General features: G+C 72.3%; 11 protein-coding genes. 7 read left to right on the top strand and 4 right to left on the bottom strand.

What is annotated here, in order from left to right; genetic code table 11:
• The 3 genes from ACZ6QQ_RS32980 to ACZ6QQ_RS32970 form a co-directional block, all read left to right on the top strand.
• On the top strand, nt 1-1,113 hold a 1,113-nt coding region (locus ACZ6QQ_RS32980; RefSeq protein WP_465881606.1), incomplete at its 5' end, for a hypothetical protein.
• Between the two features lie 216 nt (nt 1,114-1,329).
• On the top strand, nt 1,330-1,806 hold the full coding sequence (locus ACZ6QQ_RS32975) for a hypothetical protein (RefSeq protein ID WP_465881605.1): 477 nt from the start codon (nt 1,330-1,332) through the stop codon (nt 1,804-1,806).
• Nucleotides 1,807-1,820: 14 nt separating this feature from the next.
• Nucleotides 1,821-3,623, top strand: a complete 1,803-nt coding sequence (locus ACZ6QQ_RS32970; protein ID WP_465881603.1) for a glycoside hydrolase family 15 protein — start codon at nt 1,821-1,823, stop codon at nt 3,621-3,623.
• A 199-nt stretch (nt 3,624-3,822) separates the two neighbouring features.
• On the opposite strand, the gene ACZ6QQ_RS32965 is transcribed toward ACZ6QQ_RS32970, so the two are convergent.
• Both ACZ6QQ_RS32965 and ACZ6QQ_RS32960 read right to left on the bottom strand, forming a co-directional pair.
• Nucleotides 3,823-4,614, bottom strand: coding sequence for an MBL fold metallo-hydrolase (locus ACZ6QQ_RS32965; RefSeq protein WP_465881601.1), 792 nt, complete (start codon nt 4,612-4,614; stop codon nt 3,823-3,825).
• Nucleotides 4,611-5,426 carry an alpha/beta hydrolase gene (locus tag ACZ6QQ_RS32960; RefSeq protein WP_465881599.1) on the bottom strand — a complete coding sequence of 272 codons (816 nt, stop codon included), beginning with the start codon at nt 5,424-5,426 and terminating at the stop codon, nt 4,611-4,613. The genes ACZ6QQ_RS32965 and ACZ6QQ_RS32960 overlap by 4 nt, the downstream gene beginning before the upstream one ends.
• Before the next feature lie 181 nt (nt 5,427-5,607).
• Between ACZ6QQ_RS32960 and ACZ6QQ_RS32955 the strand changes: the two genes are divergently transcribed.
• Both ACZ6QQ_RS32955 and ACZ6QQ_RS32950 read left to right on the top strand, forming a co-directional pair.
• Nucleotides 5,608-8,250, top strand: a complete 2,643-nt coding sequence (locus ACZ6QQ_RS32955) for an ATP-binding protein (RefSeq protein ID WP_465881597.1) — start codon at nt 5,608-5,610, stop codon at nt 8,248-8,250.
• Nucleotides 8,214-8,405 carry a helix-turn-helix domain-containing protein gene (locus tag ACZ6QQ_RS32950; protein ID WP_465881596.1) on the top strand — a complete coding sequence of 64 codons (192 nt, stop codon included), beginning with the start codon at nt 8,214-8,216 and terminating at the stop codon, nt 8,403-8,405. The genes ACZ6QQ_RS32955 and ACZ6QQ_RS32950 overlap by 37 nt, the downstream gene beginning before the upstream one ends.
• Nucleotides 8,406-8,456: 51 nt before the next feature.
• Here the strand turns inward: ACZ6QQ_RS32950 and ACZ6QQ_RS32945 are convergent, their stop codons facing one another.
• Nucleotides 8,457-8,879: a YchJ family protein gene (locus ACZ6QQ_RS32945; protein ID WP_465881595.1), complete on the bottom strand. Its 423-nt coding sequence runs from the start codon at nt 8,877-8,879 to the stop codon at nt 8,457-8,459.
• 26 nt (nt 8,880-8,905) lie between these two features.
• On the bottom strand, nt 8,906-10,171 hold the full coding sequence (locus ACZ6QQ_RS32940; protein ID WP_465881593.1) for a glutamate-cysteine ligase family protein: 1,266 nt from the start codon (nt 10,169-10,171) through the stop codon (nt 8,906-8,908).
• Between the two features lie 605 nt (nt 10,172-10,776).
• Here ACZ6QQ_RS32940 and ACZ6QQ_RS32935 point away from each other — a divergent pair.
• Together ACZ6QQ_RS32935 and ACZ6QQ_RS32930 are read left to right on the top strand one after the other, a co-directional pair.
• Nucleotides 10,777-13,935 (top strand): non-ribosomal peptide synthetase, encoded by a 3,159-nt coding sequence (locus tag ACZ6QQ_RS32935; protein WP_465881592.1) that lies wholly within the window; start codon nt 10,777-10,779, stop codon nt 13,933-13,935.
• The gene (locus tag ACZ6QQ_RS32930; protein WP_465881590.1) at nt 13,932-19,499 is read left to right on the top strand and encodes an amino acid adenylation domain-containing protein; all 5,568 of its coding nucleotides are present in this window, start codon (nt 13,932-13,934) and stop codon (nt 19,497-19,499) included. Before ACZ6QQ_RS32935 ends, ACZ6QQ_RS32930 begins: the two co-directional genes overlap by 4 nt.
• Nucleotides 19,500-19,518: the final 19 nt, after the last annotated feature.

Genomic DNA, 19,518 nt, shown 5'->3' with positions numbered 1-19,518 from the left:
GGTCCGGACGCGGTACGGCGTACGGTCCGGCACCGCCGTCGGGTCGCGACCACCACCGGCCTGGCCCTGGCCCTGGTCCTCGTCATCGGCCCGGTCGCCGCCGTGGCGTCGCTCGACAACCCGCCGAACCCCTCGCCGTCGCCGGGCACGACAGCGAGCCCGAGCCCGGCGGAGACGGCCGGCCCCACGCCGAGCGGGTCCACGACGCCGACCCCGACCGGCCCTACCACACCGGACGGCCGGATCTCCCGGGCCGACCTGCTCGCCGCCACCGTCGACCTACCCGCCTGGCGGGCCGGTGCGGGTTGCCCGGACCGGGGCGCGAAACTGACCGGCGAGGGTGTCGACGAGGGTGACAACATCCTGGTGGCGACCGCCTACGGCGACGTCGACGACGACGGCTCGACCGAGACCGTCGCGCTCGTACGCTGCCTGGTGAACCAGGCCGGGCCGGCACAGGTGGTGGCCTTCGACCGGAACGCGGCGGGCCGGATCGTCACGCTCGGTCAGGTCACGCGGACCGATTCGAAGACTCCACAGTGGTTGCTCGACGTCGATGTCCGCGCCGACGGTGTGGTCCGGGTCGAGGTGGCCGACTTCGCGCCGGGTGGCGGATGGGACCTGAACTGGTCACAGCGCCAGTGGCGCGGCTTCACCTGGGACGGGGAGCGGTTCACCCAGTCAGAGGGGGCGCGGAGCTTCCCCGACAACCCGTACCGGGTGAACCTGACCGTCACCGCGACGGACCTGGTCTACCGCGCGCCGGACGACGACGGAACCCGCACCGGCGAGATCACCGTCACCATGACCAACGCCGGCACGGTCACCGCGTCCCGGCCACGGCTCGACTTCGACCTGACGCCCGGCGGCGGTCAGCCGACGGCCAGCCCCGGCTGGTACGCCTGCCGGGAGCGTGCGGTGGACGGCGGGCGTCTCTCCTGCACGCTGCCGCCCCTCGGGCCGGGCCAGGAACGCAGGCTGACCTTCCACGTCGTCAACACCGGCGAACCGCCGACCGGCGCGACGCTGGCGCTGCGCGCCCTGGACGGCAAGGGCAAAATCGCGCCCGACTTCGCCGACTGGGACAACCAGGTGACGATCATCGTCAAATGAGAGTCGAATATGGTGCATTTCGCCCGGCGAGCCGCACCCACCCACACCGGCTCCCGGCTTACGGTGGACCCGGAACGGGCCGCCCGAAGCGCACCGATCATCCACCATCCGCCCAGTAAGCCGGGAGAGTACCGATGGCCGTACGGCAACGACCCGACCTCGGGCCCGGTCGGCGCTCGGCCCGCGAACATTCGGTGACGCGGACGCGCCGCTGAGATGGACTGGGCCGGATGGGCGGTGTTCGGCGTGGTCGCCACGGCCGCACTCACCGCCGCGATGATCAGCGCGCAACTGGCCGGACTCACCCGCGTCGACCTGCCCCTGATCCTCGGCACCCTGGTCGCCGAGGACCCCGACCGGGCCCGGGTCGCCGGATTCTTCATCCACCTCGCGGCCGGACAGGGCTTCGCCCTCGGCTACACGGCCGTGTTCGCGCTGCTGCAACGCTCCACCTGGTGGATCGGGGCGCTGCTGGGCGTGCTGCACGTCGCGGTGGCCCTGACGGTGCTCCTGCCGCTGCTGCCCGGAGTGCACCCCCGGATGGCGTCACCACGGGCCGGTCCCGCCAGTACGGCCGTACTGGAGCCGCCCGGCCTGCTCGCCCTCAACTACGGTGTGCAGACCCCGGTGGTCACCGTCGTCGTGCACATCGTCTACGGCAGCGTCCTCGGTCTGCTCATCCAGGCCCGCTGACGCACGCCACCGACATGAGCCAACCCCGACCCCTCCCGCCGATCGGGGACTACGGCCTGCTCGGCGACACCCGTACGGCGGCGCTGGTGGCGAGCGACGGCGCGATCGACTGGCTGTGCGTACCCCGGTTCGACGGCGAGTCGATCTTCGGTCGACTGGTCGGCGGGACGTCGGCGGGAACGTACCGGCTCGGTCCGGCGCGGCACGGCGCGGTGGTCGAACGCCGCTACCGCCGACACACCACCACCCTGGAGACGACCTGGGCGGTCGGCGGCGCCCGGCTCACCCTCACCGAGGCGATGGTCGCCGAGGTGGCCGGACACCTGCTGCCGACCACGATCCTGGTCCGGCGGCTGACCGCCGAGGGCGGCGACGTCGAGGCGGTCGTCGACTTCGATCCCCGGCTCGGCACCCGGCACCGCCGACCCCGGGTCCGGCGCCGCCACCGGCTGCTCGTCTGCGAGTGGGGGGCGCTCGCGGTCTCCCTGGACTGCGCCCCCGACCTGACCGTCGAACCGGGACGGCCGACCGCGTTCACGGTCTCGCCGGGCAGTCCGGTCACCCTGGTGCTGGCCGTCGCCCACCGGGAACCGCTGGTCCGGGTCGACCCGGCCGCCGCCTGGGAACTCCTGCTGGCCGACGAGGAACGGTGGCGGGCCTGGACCGCCGGGGTCGACCCGTCGGTGCCGTTTCCCGAACCGGTCGCGCGGAGTCTGCTCACCCTGCGGCTGCTGACCCACTCACCCTCGCAGGCCCCGGTCGCGGCACCGACCACGTCGCTGCCCGAACACCCCGGCGGCTCCCGGAACTGGGACTACCGGTACGTCTGGCCCCGCGACGCCAGCATCGGGGTGGCCGCGTTCCTCGGGACCGGCAAGCCCGACCAGGCCCGTGGCTTCCTCGGCTGGCTGCTGCGGGCCAGCAGGTTGCAGCGACCACGCCTGCCGGCCCTGTTCACCCTCGACGGCCTGCGGGTGCCGACGGAACGCGATCTCCACGGCTGGCCCGGCTACGCCGGCAGCCTGCCCGTACGCACCGGCAATGGCGCCGCCGGTCAGCACCAGCTCGACGGCTACGGCTGGGTCGTCGACGCGACCTGGGTGTTCGTCGGGACCGGACAGCACCTCGACGCCGAGACGTGGCGGACGGTGCGCGGGTTCGCCGACGTGGTCGCCCGGCGGTGGCGGGAACCCGACGCCGGGATCTGGGAGTCGCGCCACCCGGTCCAACACGTGCACTCCAAACTGATGGGCTGGCTGGCGCTGGACCGGGCGCTGCGCATCGCCGACACCCACCGGCTCTCCGCCCGGCGGCGGCACTGGCGGGCCGTCCGCGCGGCGATCGCCGCCGACGTCCGGCGCTTCGGCTTCGACGAGGCGCGGGGGAGCTACGTCCGCAGCTACGGTTCGACCGAACTGGACGCGGCACTGCTGGTCCTGCCGCTGCTGGGCATCGAGGACGTCGACTCGCCCCGGGTACGCGGCACGATCGAGGCCATCCGTACCGGGCTGTCCGCGGGCGGCCCACTGCTGTACCGGTACCCGCCGGGCAGTGACGATCTTCCCGGCACCGAGGGTGCGTTCCTGCCCTGCTCGTTCTGGCTCGCCCAGGCGCTGGCCCGGACCGGACGGCGGGCCGAGGCGGTCGAGCTGTTCCGTGCCCTGCTCGACCACGCCAGCCCGCTCGGCCTGTACGCCGAGGAGATCGACCCGGCGACCGGCGCCCACCTCGGCAACTACCCGCAGACGCTGACCCACGCGGCACTCGTCCAGGCCGCACTCGCCATCCGGGAGGCGGGGACCGCACGGGACGGGTGAGCGACCGTCCCGTCGTACGCAACGACAGTGAGGCGACCGTCGTCGGGGGGGGGGGGGGGGGGGGGGGGGGGGGGGGGGGGATGGGGCGGGGTGCCCCCCTCCGCTCTAGCCCAAAACCGCCGGTTGTCTCTTTTTCTCCCCTCCCCCCCCCCCCCCCCCCCCCCCCCCGCAGCCGATGGTCGAGCCCCGACGGTCGAGGTCAGGCGTCGACGTCGGTGGGAACCCCGATCGGCAGCCACCGGACACTGCGCCGGACCTCCTCCGGGGCGGCGGCGAACTCCGCCTCCATCGCGTCGCGGCCCTGCTGGAAGTGCTTCCAACCCTCGTAGTGCACCGGGATCGCCGTGTGCGGGCGGACCTCCCGGCACAGGTCGACCGCGTTGCGCGCGGTCATCGAGTACCGCACCGGCCCGGTCACCGGAAACCTGACCCCGCCGAGGTGCACCAGGGCGGTGCCGACGGTGAGCCGCTGGGCGACCTGGCGCACCCCGCCGTACAGGACGGTGTCGCCGGAGACCCAGAACACGCCGTGCCGCTGGCCCTCCCAGGCCAGGGCGAAGCCGATGACGTCGCCGACGATCGGCCCGCTCAACGGCGGACCGTGCCGGCAGGGCGTCGCGGTGACCTCGATCGTCGGCTTGCCGGGGCCGCTGAGCGTGGTGGTCGCCCAGTTGCCCAGCCCCTGGGCGTTGCCGCCGAGCCGGCGGGCGCCGGAGACCGTGGTGATCACGGTGCCGACCGTGGGCAGCATTCCGCGGCCGGCGTCGTCGAGGTTGTCCCCGTGGTGGTCGTGGGTGAGCAGCACCGCGTCGACCGGACCGAGGTCCGCGACGGCGATCGCGGGCCCGGCGGTCTTGCGCGACGACGTACCCCAACCGAAGGCGTACCGACGGCCGGGGGCGTCGAAGGTCGGGTCTGTCAGCAGCCGCCAACCGCCGACCTCGACGAGCGTCGTCGGGCCGCCGACATGCGTGATCCGTACGTCGGTCATCGGGCGCTCGGTGCCTTCTCGGCGTGGCGGAGCGCCCAGTCCAGCACGTGGTCGGCGATCTCCTCCCAGCCCTGCTGCGCGGGGAGCAGGTGCGCGTAGCCCTCGTACTGCCTGATCTCGGTGACCGTGTTCGACTTGTAGTGCCTGGCGTTCGACTGTTGGATCGCCGGCGGCATGATGTGGTCCTCGGAGCCGGAGACGAACAGCAGCGGCGCCCGGTTGTCGTTGTGGTAGTCGACCCAGGTGTCCTGGTGCCCCGGCTGGAAGTTGGCCAGCACACTGCCCCAGAGGATCCCGCCGTTGGCCGGGATGTGGTAGCGCTCGTACAGCGCCCGCGATTCCTCCTCGGTGAAGGTGTTCGTGAAGGCGTACTTCCACTCGTCGAAGCTGAGGCCGACCGCCTTGTGCCGGTTGGCCGGGTTCTTCAACACCGGGAACGTCGACTTCACCTGCGACAGCGGTACGACCCGGACCCCCTCGGTCGGGGCCGAGTTCAGCGCGACGCCGGCCGCCCCGTACCCGTGGTCGAGCAGGATCTGGGTGAACGCCCCGCCGGCGGAGTGCCCCATGATGATCGGCGGGGTCGGCAGTTCCCGGATGATGGCCTCGACGTGCTCGATGATCTGCGGCACGGTCACCGCCATGATCGGGGTGGGGTCGGCGTTGAGCGCCTCGACCTCCACCTCGAAGCCCGGGTATCCCGGCGCGATGACCCGGAATCCCTTCCGCTCGTAGTGCGCGATCCAGTTCTCCCAGCTTCGGGGGGTCACCCAGAATCCGTGAACCAGGACGATCGTGTCCGGTGTGGTCATGTCAGGTCCCTATCGTTCGAGAGCGCAGAAGCCGGAACCCGGCTGTTCCCCGTGAACCTTCGGGGACCGATTCCGCTCTCGAATCACGAGACTACGTAGTCGTGCGGTTCGCATGACGTGGACCACGTAGTCACGGCCGCTCGGGTTCGGCCGAAACCCTGTGGTCGCGTACTCTCTGCCGATGTCGACCACCACGCACGGCGACGGCTTGACAGGCTCCGCGCGACGCCGTGACCGCGCCGTGCTGGTGGGACGCGATGCTGAACGGGCCCGCCTGGACGAACTCGTCGAGGCCGCCAAGGCCGGTCTGAGCGGCGTACTGGTGCTGCGCGGCGAGGCCGGTGTGGGTAAGACGGCGTTGCTGAACGAGGTCGCCGCGACCGACGACCTCCGGGTCGTACGGGTCGTCGGGGTGGAGTCCGAGTCGGGGTTCCCGTTCGCCGGTCTGCACCGGCTCCTGGTGCCCTTCCTGCGGACGGAGCATCCGCTGCCGCCGTCGCAGCGAACGGCGCTGCACGTCGCCTGCGGTCTGGCGGACGGACCACCCGCCGACCGGTTCCTGGTGAGCCTCGCCGCCCTGTCGCTGCTGTCCGAGGTCGCCGCGCACGGACCGTTGCTGTGCTGCGTCGACGACACCCAGTGGCTGGACCAGGAGTCCCTGCACGCACTCGCGTTCGTCGCCCGCCGGATCCACGCCGACGGCATCGGACTGGTCTTCACGGTGCGCACCGGCACCGACATGACGGCGTTGGACGGGCTGCCCACCATCGACCTGGTCGGCCTCAGCGGCGACCATGCCATCGAACTTCTCACCACGGTCGTCGGCGCGCCGCTCGACGGGCAGGTCGCCGCCCACATCGTGGCCCAGACCGGCGGGAACCCGCTCGCCCTGACCGACCTCGCCGCCGAGTTGGCCAACGACCGGCTGGTCGGCGGCACCCTCCTGCTCGAACCGCTGCCGCTCGGCGCCCGGCTGGAGGCCCACTACCTGCAACAGGTGCGGACGCTGCCCGACCCGACCCAGCGGTGGATGCTGCTCGCCGCCGTGGAACCGGCCGGGGACCTGTACTACGTCACGAACGCCGCCGCGATGCTGGGGATCGAGCCCGACGCCGCCGATCCGGCCGAGTCCGCCCGGCTGGTCGAACTGCGGCCCGACATCGTCTTCCGGCACCCCCTGATCCGGTCCGCGATCTACGGCGGCGCGTCCGGGGCCACCCGCCGCGCCGCACACGGCGCGCTCGCCGCCGCCACGACCCGGTCCGGTGACGTCGACCGCCGCGCCTGGCACCTCGCCGCCGCCTCGATCGGCCCGGACGAGACCGTCGCCGCCGAACTGCACCGGGCGGCCGAGCGAGCCGGTGCCCGAGGTGGCTACGCGGCCCGAGCCACGTTCCTCGCCCGCGCGGCGCAGCTGACCCCCGACGAGTCGAACCGGGCCGGGCGCCTGCTCGAGGCGGCCGAGGCCGCGCTGAACGCCGGCGCGGCGGTACGCGCGCAGGCCCTGCTCGACGGGATCGACCTGGCACTGATCGACCACCTGGCCCGGGGGCGCGTGCTCATGGTGCGCAGTGAGGCGCTAGCGCACGCGGGGGCGCAGGCACGGGTGGCGGCCATCTTCCTCACCGCCTCGGCCGAGTTCCGCCGGGACGCACCCGACCTCGCCCGGCATGCCCTGCTGCGTGCGTTCGACCACGCCATGGGGGCGGCGGGCTGCATGGTCGACACCACCTTCGCCGAGATCGCCGCCGTCGCGCACCAGCAGATCGACGCGTCGAAGGCCGTCACGGTCGGCGACTACCAGCTCCTCGCGCTCGCCACCATGGTGGGCGGCGACTTCGCGGCCGCCGTACCGCTGTTGCGCCGGGCGAACGCCCTCCTGCTCGACCCCGCCACCTCCGACACCGAGGTGCTGTCCCGCTACCTCGCCAGCGTCTCCTTCTGCACGATGATCTGGGACGACGAGACCCGGCTGGCCATCCTCCGGCGGGCGGCCGACATCGCCCGCCGGGCCGGCGCGCTGCACACCCTCGACATGGTCCTGTTCGCCTGGTCCCTGCACGAGGTGGTGCTCGGACACCTCGCCGAGGCCGACGCCCGGCTGGTCGACGTCCACCAGGTGCGTTCGGCGCTCGGCGAGACGCCGGAGCAGTGGGAGGTCTACCGGATGGCCGAGATCGTCGCCTGGCGGGCCGACGGTGACGACGCGCGGATCCGGGACCAGATCCAGCGCATCCTCGACGCGTCGCTCCAGCTGGGCATGGGTGCCAGCGCCGATACGGCCAGGATCGCCTTCATGGTCCACGCGATCGCCCGGGGCGACTACGCCGAGGCCGCGACGATCGGCCGGGACCTCGTCGACAACGACCCGGTACGGCTGCACACCCGGGTGCTGCCCGACCTGGTCGAGGCGGCCGTCCGCGCGGACGACCGGGAGTTGGCCGAGCGGACCCTGGTCGAGCTGCGGATGCGGGCGATGGTCAGTGGTGTGCCCGTCGCCCTCGGTGTCCTGGCCCGGTCACGGGCGTTGCTGGCGCCGGATGACGAGGCGGACGGCCTCTACCAGGAGGCCGTCGCCGGGTTGGCGTCGACCCAGGCGCGGTCCGACCTGGCCCGCGCGCGCACCTGCTGTACGGGGAGTGGCTCCGCCGTCAGAAACGCCGCCGGGACGCCCGCCACGAACTGCGTACGGCGCTCGCCATGTTCGAGGAGATGGGCGCCACCGCGTTCGCCGACCGGGCCCGGCAGGAACTGGTCGCCACCGGTGAACGCGCCCGGCGGCGCTCGGTGGAACTCGCGAACGAACTCACGCCACAGGAGCTGACGATCGCGAGGCTGGCCAAGGGCGGGGCCACCAACCCGGAGATCGCCACCCACCTCTTCCTCAGTGCCAATACCGTCGACTACCACCTGCGGAAGGTCTTCCGGAAGCTCGGGATCACCTCCCGTCGCCACCTGGGCCAGTCGCTGCCCGACTGACCGCCCGTCGTCGACGCCGGCCGGCCGTGGAACCGGCCGGCCGGACAGCGGTCAGGTCTGCGTGATGGCGTCGAGGTAGACCCATTCGCCGTCCTCGCGGACGAAACGGCTGTGTTCGTACAGCGTGTGCGGCTGTCCGGCCTCGCGGTAGTGGGCGCGGAACTCGACGGTGCCCGTGCTGTCGAACAGCCCGCCACGATCGGTGCCGACGATCTCCAGGCGGTTCCACCGTTGCCCCGGATCGAGCTCCAGCCGGTCCGGGCGGGTGCGGGGGTGCCAGGTCCGCAGCAGGTGGGCGGTGTCCCCGACCGAGAAGGCGCTGAATCGGGAACGCATCAGCTGCTCGGCCGTTGCGGCGGTCGCCGCCCGCCGGTGCAGCGGGCGGCAGCAGTCACCGTAGGTCCGGGTCGAGCCGCAGGGGCAGGGCCGGATCGAGTCGTCGGCCGGCTTCCGGACGGCACCGCGTTTCGCCACCGGGTCATTGTGGCGGATCACGCCGGTCACGGCGCCGCTGACCCGGCCGGCGCCGACCGGGGGAGGTAACCGTGGTCGGCGGCCGTCGTGAACTCGTCGGCGGGACAGCGGCCCGGTGCGACGTACCGGTCGACGAATTCGGCGACGGCCGTCCGGACCGCCGCCGGGGCGCCGAGCCGGGGCAGGGCACCGGCCGCGGCGGTGAAGCAGGTCAGCGCGGCCGCCCGCAGCGCCGGATTGGACAGGCCCTCGCGGGCCGAGGTCAGCCAGGTCCGCTGCGGGCGCAGATAGCCCAGTTGCGCGGTCGCCTCGGCCGCGGCGTGTGCGGCGGCCGGGTCGTCCAGCAGGGCGGCGGTCACGGCCGCCGGCACCACCCAGCCGTCCCCCGACTGCTGGTCGATCATCCGGAATTCGAGGTAGCCGCGCGGGCGGACGGGCGGGACCAGGGTGGCGAGGTGCCGTTCCAGGTCGTCGAGGGTGACCGGGCGCGGCCCGCGCCCGGCGAGCCAGTCGCGCATGGTCAGGCCGGCCGGCACGAGCCACGGCAGCGGGTCGGGTCGGGCGATCAGCGCGACCCGGGCGGCGAGCGCGTACCGCGCCCAGGCGGTACGGGGGTCGGCGGCGGTACGCGGGACCCGGGTACGGCTGGCGTCGGTGCGCAACCGCAGCGCCTGCCGGTACGACACCCAGCGGGTACCCGACCGGTCGACGTGCGGCGAGTTGGCGAACGCGGCGAGCAGCACCGGACCGATCGCGTTGGCGAGCCGCCAACGGTGCCGGTACCCGCGCCACCCATCCGATTCGTCCCCCGCGTCGAGGCACACCTGCACCGACGCGGTGTTGCACATGACCGTACGGCCGGCGGTGCCGGTGCGGTCGTGGTACGCCGCCAGGGCGAGGTACCGCGGGTGCTCGGTGACGAGCCGAGGTGGTCGGTCCGTGTCCAGGCCGGTCGGGTCGAGCCGCAGACCGTCCGCGTCGAGGGCTGCCCGCACCAGCGCGAGGTCACCGGCGACCTCGTCGACGCAGACGCGCAGGTCCGCGCCGACGCCCGACGACAGTTCGAGCTGACCACCTGGTTCGACGCTGATCCGGCTGCCACCGGGCAGCGGGTCCCCGAGGTGGGCCAGGGCGGCGTACAGGCGGGCCGCCGGTGGCCGGTCGAGCGGGTACGCCGGATCGCGCACGACGTACTCCAGTTCCACGCCGACGCGACCGACGGGGCCGACCCGGAAACCGGCGGCGGCGACATAGGCGGCGGCGGTCGCCTCGGTGAGGACAGCAGCGTCCACGGGCGGACTCCGATGGGTGCAGGGTCCCGGTGTCCGACTGCGGGCAGCCGTCGGACACGAAGGTACGGGTGGAGAGGGAGGGGGGTTGCCTCTCGCCGGGCCGGACACCCGGTTGGCTGGAGGCGATCTCCATTAGCGGGCTGCGGCGACGACGTGTCCAGGTTGCCCCGGACCAACGGCCGATGAACAGTCGGTTCGGCCGGGTGAACGACGGGACCCGGCCCACCTGGGCGTTCGGTGGGCATGCGGCACCCAGGCCGGAGGTCCGGTCGGCGACCTGACACATCCTGGTCCATCGGCTGGCGCTCGGGATCAACCAAATGGTCATCGGAATGGGCTTTCTCGGCTGGTCCCGGTCGCCTCCGCCAAACAGATACTTGTCGAAGTGCGCCCGTTCCCCTTGGCAGCAGCCGGAACGGCCACCGTCGACAATGGATCGGAGAGACCCGTGCCGGTACGTGTCCGTACGGCACCGGGGACCGCTCCGTCGACCGCGCGGCCCGCCCGCTGCTGGGACACCGTCCGGCCGGGGCCGCTCGTGGAATCTGCCGTGGCCGTCGTGCCGCGCGTGTGTCTGATGGATCGAATGGGGAGTGTGGCGCACCATGACTGAGCTACCGCTGTCGCCTGCGCAGGAACGGCTGTGGTTCCTCGACCGGTTCGACCCGGGTGCGCCGAACAACGTCACCTACGCCAGCCGGCTCCGTGGAAAGGTCGACACCGATCTGCTGGCTCGGGCCTTTGCCGCCGTGAGTGCCCGACACGAGGCACTGCGGGCCACCATCGTCGACCGCGCCGGGGTGCCGGTGCAGGTGATCGCCGATCCGGGCCCGTTCGACCTCGAACGGGTGGACCTGACCGGGGAACCGGAGTCGCTGCGGGAGAACCGGGCCCGCGAGATCGGACGGCAGGTCTTCGACACCAGCTTCGACCTGGCCCGGGGACCGCTGATCCGGGCCGTGCTGCTGACCCTGGGACAGGACGAGCACGTGCTGCTCGTGGTCGTCCACCACGTGGTCTTCGACGGCAGTTCGGTGACGATCCTCATGGCCGACCTGCGTACGGCGTACGGCGCCCTGGTCGACGGCGGCACCCCCGACCTGCCGGCGTTGCCGATCGGCTGGGCGGACTACGTGCGTGAGCAGGCCGACCAGCCGCCGGGGAAGGTGGAGCGGGACCTCGCGTACTGGCGCGAGCGGCTCGCCGACGCGCCCACCCTGGCACTCCCGACCGACCTGCCCCGCCCGCTGTTCAAGACATCGCGTACGGCTCAGGTGCGGCACCAGCTCGACGGTGACCTGACCGCCCGGCTGCAACGGCTCGCGCAGAGCCAGCGGTGCACGTTGTTCATGGTGCTGCTCGCCGGTTACCAGGTGTTGCTGGGCCGGCATGCCGGTCAGGAGGACGTCTGTGTCGGTACGGCGAGCGCCGGGCGTTCCCGGGCCGAGTTGGAGACGCTCGTCGGCTGCCTGATCCAGACCCTGGTGCTCCGGGGCGACCTCTCCGGTGACCCGACCGTACGCGAACTGCTCCGCCGTACCCGCGACACCGCCCTCGACGCGTACGGCCACCAGGAGGTGCTGTTCGAGCGGTTGGTGAGCGAGTTGGACGTGGCGCGGGACGTGAGCCGTACACCGTTGTTCGAGACGATGTTCGTGCTGCACACCCAGGGTCAGCCGGGACTGGACGTCCTTCCCGGCGTGCAGGGTGCGCCGTTCACCGTCGGTGTGGTGCAGACCCTGTTCGACCTGGTGGTCGACGCCTGGATGACCCCGAACGGGCTGGCGATGACGGCCCGTTACGACACTGCCCTGTTCACGCCGGACACGGTCAGCGCGATGTTGCGTCGGTTCGAGGTGTTGTTGCGGGGGTGTGTGGAGGACGTCGACCGGCGGGTGTCGGAGTTGCCGTTGGACGACGCGGTGGGTGTGCGTTCGGTGTTGTCGCGGGGTCAGGGGCCGCGTCGTCCGTACGCGGGGACGGTGTTGTCGTTGTTCGGTGCGCGGGTGGGTGCGGCGCCGGACGCGGTGGCCGTGGGGTCGTGGAGTTACCGGGAGCTGGACGAGCGGGCGAATCGGATCGCGCGTTACCTGTCCCGGTCGGGTGTGACGTCGGGTTCGGTCGTCGGTGTGTGTCTGGATCGGACACCGGATGTGGTGGCGACGTTGTTGGCGGTGTGGCGGTGCGGCGCGGCGTATCTGCCATTGGATCCGGGACTGCCCGCGGCGCGGATGTCGTGGCTGCTCACGGACTCCCGCGCTGGTTTTGTGGTGACGCGGGAGGGAATGGCCCCGGAAACGGGCGGTGCCGCGTCGACGCGGGTGTTGTGGTTGGACCGGGACGCGGCCGAGATCGGGGCGGAGTCGGCGGATCCGTTCGGGGCGGCGACCGATTCTTCGGCTCTGGCGTACCTGCTCTACACGTCGGGTTCGACGGGGTGGCCGAAGGGTGTGGGGGTGCCGCACTCGGCGTTGACGAACCTGTTGTTGTCGATGCGGGACGTGTTGGGTAGCGGTGCATCGGATGTGTGGTTGGGGTCGACGTCGTTGTCGTTCGACATCAGTGGGTTGGAGTTGTTCCTGCCGTTGGTGACCGGGGCGAGGCTGGTGCTCGTTTCGGAGGAGTTGGTGCGGGACGGTGCGGCGCTCGTCCGGTTGATTCGGGACGAGGGGGTGTCGCATGTGCAGGCGACGCCGTCGGGGTGGCGGATGCTGTTGGACGCCGGTTTCGATTCACCGTCGGTGGTGGCGTTGTCCGGTGGGGAGGAGCTGCCGGTCGGGTTGGGTCGGGAGTTGCGGTCGCGGGTGGCGCGGTTGGTGAACGTGTACGGGCCGACGGAGACGACGATCTGGTCGACGTCTGCGGAGATCCCACCGGGGGTCGGCGCGGTCACCCTCGGGGCGCCGGTCGCGAACACGCAGGTGTACGTGGTGGATCGCGGGCTGCGGCCGGTGCCGGTGGGGGTCCCCGGTGAACTGCTGATCGGCGGCTCGGGTGTGGCGTGGGGTTATCTGGGTCAGTCGGCGTTGACAGCTGGACGGTTCGTTCCCGACCCGTTCGGGTCCTCCGGCGCGCGGTTGTACCGAACCGGGGACAGGGTGCGGTGGCTGCGGGGCGGGGGACTGGAGTTCCTCGGCCGCGTCGATCACCAGGTGAAGGTGCGGGGATACCGGATCGAGCTGGGTGAGATCGAGGCCCGGCTGGTCGGCCATCCCCTGGTGGGGCAGGCCGCCGTGGTGGTGACGGGCAAGGGCGAGGACGCGCGCCTGATCGGCTACGTGACCGCCGCCTCGACGCAGGCTCCCACCGGGCGTGAACTGCGGTCGTACCTGGCCGAGGCGTTGCCCGGGTACATGATCCCCGGGCAGGTGCTCGTCCTGGACGCGATGCCGCTGAACACCGCCGGCAAGATCGACCGACGTAACCTTCCCACCGACATCCTCGACGCCGAGGCCAGGGAACACGTCCCACCGGGCACCGAAGTCGAGGAACTGGTCGCGGCGACCTGGGGTGAGGTGCTCGGGCGGGAACGGGTCGGCGCGCTGGACGACTTCTTCGACCTCGGCGGCCACTCCCTGCTCGCCACCAGAGCCGTCGCCCGGCTCGGCGCCGCCCTGGACCTGGAGATACCGATCCGGACCCTGTTCGTCCACTCCACCGTCGAAGCCTTCTCGGCGGCGCTCGAAGAACTGCTGGTCACCGACCTCGAACAGCTCTCCGACGACGAGGTTGTCCGGCTGCTCGACGAGGGCGTGAACCCGTGACCGACCTGGAGAACCAGATCGACGACGAAACCGCCCCGGCGGCCGGACCGGTGCTCGCGCCGGTGGCACGCGCGCGTACGGAGCGACTGTCGGAACAGCGTCGGGCACTGCTCGCCCAGCGGGTACGCCGGGGAGCCGGAGCATCGGTGAAGGCACCGGACATTCCCCGGTTGCCGGCCGACGTGGAACCGCCGATCTCGTTCGGCCAGGAACGGCTCTGGTTCATGGAGCAACTCGACCCCGGCACGGACGCGTACGTGATGCGCGGCGGCGTGCGGCTGCGTGGCCGGCTGCACCTCGACGTGCTCCGCAGTGCCCTCGACGACGTCGTCGAACGCCAGGACACCCTCCGGACCCGCTTTCCCGTCGACGAGGGCGGGCGGGCGTCGGCCGAGGTGGCGCAGCGGGTGGAGGTGCCGTTCCGGGTCGTGGAGCTGGACCCGGACGTCGAGCCGGACGTGCTCGACCGGGCGCAGACCCTCACCACCGAGGACTGTGGACCGTTCGACCTGACCGTGGCACCGCTGCTGCGGGCGCTGGTGGTACGGGTCGGCCCGGACGACCACGTGGTGCACGTGGCGATGCACCACATCGTCGGAGACGGCTGGTCGTGGCCGGTCTTCTTCGCCGACTGGGCCGCGTTCTACGCTGCCCGGCTCGACCTGGCGCCGCCGCCCGTACCGCTGCCGATCCGGTACGGCGACTACGCGGCGTGGCAGCGGGAGCGGCTGTCCGGCCCGGCGGCGGATCGGGACCTGGCGTACTGGCGGCAGGCGCTGCACGGGGTGCCGCCGCTGGACCTGCCGATCGACCGGCCCCGGCCGGCCCAGCCCGGCTGGCGCGGTGAGGGGCACCGGGTCCGGTTCCCGGACGAGCTGGTCGACGGGCTCCGGTCACTGGGCCGGGAGCACGGGGCGACGCTGTTCATGACCCTGCTCGCCGGGCTGCACGTGCTGCTCTACCGGCTCAGCGGGCAGCGCGACTTCGCGGTCGGTTCGCCGGTCGCCGGTCGGGTCCGCCCCGAACTGGAGCGGCTGGTCGGGCTGTTCGTGAACATGCTGCCGCTGCGCGCCGAGCTGGCTCCGGAGCTGACGTTCGCGCAACTGCTGGCCCAGACCCGCGACCGGGTGCTGGAGGCGCTGAGTCACCAGGAACTGCCGTTCGAGCGGCTCGTCCAGGAGTTGAACGTCGAACGGGACACCAGCCGGTCGCCGATCTTCCAGGTGCTGTTCGGCATGCACAACTCCGGTGGGTCGACGGGGGAGTGGCCCGACGGTCTGGTCCGGTTGCCGGCCGGCGGCCCGATCACCACCAACAAGCACGACCTGTCGCTGTACGTGGACGAGCTTCCCGACGGCGTCTACGGCCTCTTCGGCTACCGGACCGAGCTGTTCGACGCCGACACCGTGGCCCGGTTCGCCGAGCACTACCGCCGGCTGCTCGCCGCCGCGGTGGCCCGACCGGACACACCCCTGGCCGACCTGGAGCTGATGACGGCCGCACAGCGGTCGGCCGTACTCGACCTGGGGACCGGGGCGCCGGCACCGCAACCGGCCGAGGGCAGCCTCGCGGACGTGATCACGCCGCACGCCGTGGCCACCCCGAACGCACCGGCGATCGTCCACGAGGGCGTTGCCACCAGCTACCGGGAGTTGGACGCCGGGGCGAACCGGATGGCGGGCTGGCTGCGTGCGCGCGGGGTCGGCCGGGGATCGCTGGTCGGGGTCTGTCTGGAGCAGTCGGCCGAGTTGGCGATGGCTTTGCTGGGTGTGCTGCGGGCCGGTGCCGCCTACGTACCGCTGGATCCGGAGCAGCCGCCGGCCCGGCTGGCCACGATCATGGCCGACGCCCGACCGGCCCTGGTGCTGACCACGTCCGACCTGGTGGACCGGTTCGACGCCGTCGCCACGGTCCGGCTCGACGAGGTACGCGACGAGATCGCCGCCCGCGACCCGGTCGCGCCGGGACCCGTCGATCCGGACGACCTCGCCTACGTGATCTTCACGTCGGGGTCGACCGGGCGGCCGAAGGGGGTGGCGGTGGCCCACCGGCAGGTGCGCCACTACCTCGACGGGGTCGCCGAGCGGCTCGACGTGGTGTCCGGGGCCCGCTGGGCGCTGCTGCAGTCGTTGTCGTTCGACTTCGCGGTGACCGTCTTCTACCTCGGCCTGGGCACCGGCGGTGCGGTGCACCTCGTGCCCCGCCGCTGCACCGGCGACGAACTCGCCGACTACCTGCGCGAGCAGCGCATCGACTACCTCAAGATGACCCCCTCGCACCTCGCGGCGCTGGCCGTCGAGGTCCCGCCCGAGCGGCTGGTGCCGGCGAAGGCGCTGCTGCTCGGCGGCGAGGCGTCCCGACTGGACTGGGCCGCCGGCCTGGCCGCCGGGCCGGCGGCGGTGTTCAACCACTACGGGCCGACCGAGGCCACCGTCGGCGTCACCACCTACCGGGTCGAGGCGTCCGAGACCGGAACCGGCACCACCCCGATCGGCAAGCCGCTGCCGCACGCCCGGGTCTACGTGCTCGACGAGCGGATGCGACCGGTGCCGGTCGGTGTCACCGGTGAGCTGTACCTCGGTGGTGACCGGCTGGCCCAGGGCTACCTCGGCCAGCCCGGCCTGACCGCGCAGCGGTTCCGGCCCGACCCGTACGCGGCGCGGCCGGGGGCCAGGATGTACGGCACCGGTGACCTGGCCCGGTGGCGGCCGGACGGGCAGTTGGAGTTCCTCGGCCGGCGTGACGGCCAGGTCAAGTTGCGCGGTTACCGGGTCGAGTTGGGCGAGGTCGAGGCGGCGCTGGTCGACTGCCCGGGGGTGAGCGCGGCCGTCGCCGTGCTGCGCGGCGACCGGCTGGTCGGCTACCTGCAACGTGAGGCCCCCGCCGACGACACCGGAACCCCGGCCGACCCGGATCCGGGTACGCTGCGCCGGCTGCTCGCCGAGGCCCTGCCCGAGTACATGATCCCGAACCAGTTCGTCTGGCTGGACCGGCTGCCGTTGCAGGACCACGGCAAGGTCGACCGCCGGGCGCTGCCGGAACCGGCCGCCTCGACCGCCGCCGCCGGCGAGCACGTCCCGCCGGACGGACCGGTCGAGACCGCCATCGCGGCGGTGTGGGAGTCGGTGCTGGAGGTCGAACGGGTCGGCGCGCTGGACGACTTCTTCGACCTCGGCGGGCACTCGCTGCTCGCCACCCAGGTGGTGGCCCGGCTGCGCCGTACGCTGGCCACCGAGCGGCCGATCAGCGTGATGGACCTGTTCCGGTGCCGTACGGTCCGGGAACTCGCCCTGCTCACCACCGGTGAATCCGGGCAACCGACCGGCCGGCTGCTGCACGAACTCACCCGACCGCCGGCCGGTATCCGGAAACGGTCCTACGTCTGCGTCCCGTACGGCGGGGCGAACGCGGTGGTGTACCAACCGCTGGCCGACGCCCTCCCGGACGGGCACAGCCTGTACGCGGTCGCCGTACCCGGCCACGACATCGGGTTGGCCGAGGAGATCGAACCGATCGAGGTGACCGCGCAGCGGCTCACCGAGGAGATCCTGACCACGATCACCGGACCACTGGTCGTGTACGGCCACTGTGGGCCCGGCGGGGCGCTCGCGGTCGAGGTCGCACGGCGGCTGGAGGCGGCCGGACGGGAACTCGACGCGCTCTACCTCGGCGGGATCTTCCCGTTCGCCCGACCGGTCGGCGGTCTGCTCGGCCGGCTCACCCGGCTCCGCCTCGGCGAGCGGCTGCGCGGCGACCGGGTCTACGCCAACTGGCTCCAGGGCATGGGTGCCGACCTCGGTGCGCTCGACGCCGAGCAGCAACGGTTCCTGATCCGGGCGATGCGGCACGACGGCGAGGCGGCCGAGAACTACTTCACCGAGCTGTTGCACCAGCACGCGACCCCGCTGCGGGCGCCGGTCATCAGCGTCGTCGGCGACCGCGATCCCGGTACGGAGTACCACCAGGAGCGGTACCGGGAGTGGCACTTCCTGAGCGGCACCACCGCCCTGGTGGTCCTCCAGGAGGCCGGGCACTACTTCGCCAAGTTCCGTGCCGACGAGGTCGCCGACATCATCACCGCCGTCGACCGGTGCCTCGACGACCCCGTCGCCGCGTACGACCCGGACCTGTCGTGGCAGGTCACCGCGGTCTCCACGGAGACCGGGCCGGCACCCGTGGCAGCCGTCGAGAAGCAGCCGGGGATGGGACGCTTCCTGACGGTCGCCAGCGGCCAGCTCGTCTCCGCGATCGGCTCGGCGTTGACCACCTTCGCGGTGCCGCTCTGGACCTACCTCGAAACCGGGTCCCTGATCCGGTTCGCGTTGTTCGCGGTGCTGGGGCAGGTGCCGGGCATCCTGGCCGCGCCGATCGCGGGTGCGATCATCGACCGCAGCGACCGGCGTCGGGCCATGCTGGCCGGCGACTTCGCCGCACTGACCGCGATCGCCCTCTTCGCCGCCCTGTACTGGACCGACCAACTCCAACCGTGGCACGTCTACACCTTCATCGGCTGGCTCTCGGTCGCGTTGACCTTCCAACGGCTGGCGTACATGTCCGCGGTGCCGCAACTGGTACCCAAGCACTACCTCGGTCACGCCAACGGCATGCTCCAGCTCGGCGGCGGCGTCGCGCAGTTCCTCGTACCGCTGGTCGCGGTCGGCCTGATCGCCACCATCGGCCTGGGCGGCATCCTCCTGATCGACCTCGGCAGCTACGTGTTCGCGGTCACCGTGCTGATCCTGGTCAAGTTCCCCCGGACGATGGCCCGCCGCCGTCGGGAGAGCCTGCTCGCCGAGATCAGCGGGGGACTGCGGTACACCGTGCAGAACCGCAGTTTCCGCGCCATGGTGCTCTTCTTCGCCGGGTTCAACCTCTTCCTGGCACCGCTGTTCCTGCTGCTGTCCCCGCTGGTCCTGGCGTTCGCCCCGCTGGAGTCGGTGGCCCAGGTGTCGCTCGCCGGTGGCATCGGGGCGGTTGTCGGTGGTTTGATCATGACGGCGTGGGGCGGCCCCCGGCACCGGCGGATGCGCGGCATGCTGCTGCTGACGTTCGCGTTCGCCGCCGGCGGCCTGGTCACCGGGCTGCGCCCGAGCGTCGCGGTGGTGGCGGCGGGTGCGCTCGGGATGTCGCTGTCGCTGTCGGTCATCAACGGGATCTGGCTGACCATCATCCAGACCAAGGTGCCGCAGCGGCTGCACGCCCGGGTCATCGCCCTGAACATGGTCATCGCGTTGTCGACCATGCCGCTCGGGCAGGCCGTCCTCGCGCCGCTGCTGGTGCCGCGCTTCGAGCCGCTGCTGCTCTCCGACGGCGCGCTCGCCGGCACCGTCGGAGCGGTGATCGGCGTGGGACCGGGACGCGGCACCGGTCTGCTCTACATCCTCTTCGCCGTCTGTATCGCGGTGGTGGTGGCGGTGTCGCTGCGGGTGCGTACCCTGGCCCGGTTCGACGACGAGGTGCCCGACGCGCCGCCGGACGACCTGGTCGGCCTGAGTAACTGGACGGCCAGGGCAGGGGCCCGCACGACCGGCGGGCCCCGCCCGGAGAACGGGAGCGGCGCCTGACGGGCGGGACGCCCGCCAG

The organism is Micromonospora sp. NPDC049529 (assembly GCF_055586685.1).
This window is presented reverse-complemented; position numbering and strand designations above follow the sequence as displayed.

What these genes read in the sequence shown, in the direction of transcription:
- ACZ6QQ_RS32960 (WP_465881599.1), bottom strand. Translation starts at nt 5,426, where the DNA reads ATGACCACACCGGACACGATCGTCCTGGTTCACGGATTCTGGGTGACC.
- ACZ6QQ_RS32955 (WP_465881597.1), top strand. Translation starts at nt 5,608, where the DNA reads ATGTCGACCACCACGCACGGCGACGGCTTGACAGGCTCCGCGCGACGC.
- ACZ6QQ_RS32975 (WP_465881605.1), top strand. Translation starts at nt 1,330, where the DNA reads ATGGACTGGGCCGGATGGGCGGTGTTCGGCGTGGTCGCCACGGCCGCA.
- ACZ6QQ_RS32970 (WP_465881603.1), top strand. Translation starts at nt 1,821, where the DNA reads ATGAGCCAACCCCGACCCCTCCCGCCGATCGGGGACTACGGCCTGCTC.
- ACZ6QQ_RS32965 (WP_465881601.1), bottom strand. Translation starts at nt 4,614, where the DNA reads ATGACCGACGTACGGATCACGCATGTCGGCGGCCCGACGACGCTCGTC.
- ACZ6QQ_RS32935 (WP_465881592.1), top strand. Translation starts at nt 10,777, where the DNA reads ATGACTGAGCTACCGCTGTCGCCTGCGCAGGAACGGCTGTGGTTCCTC.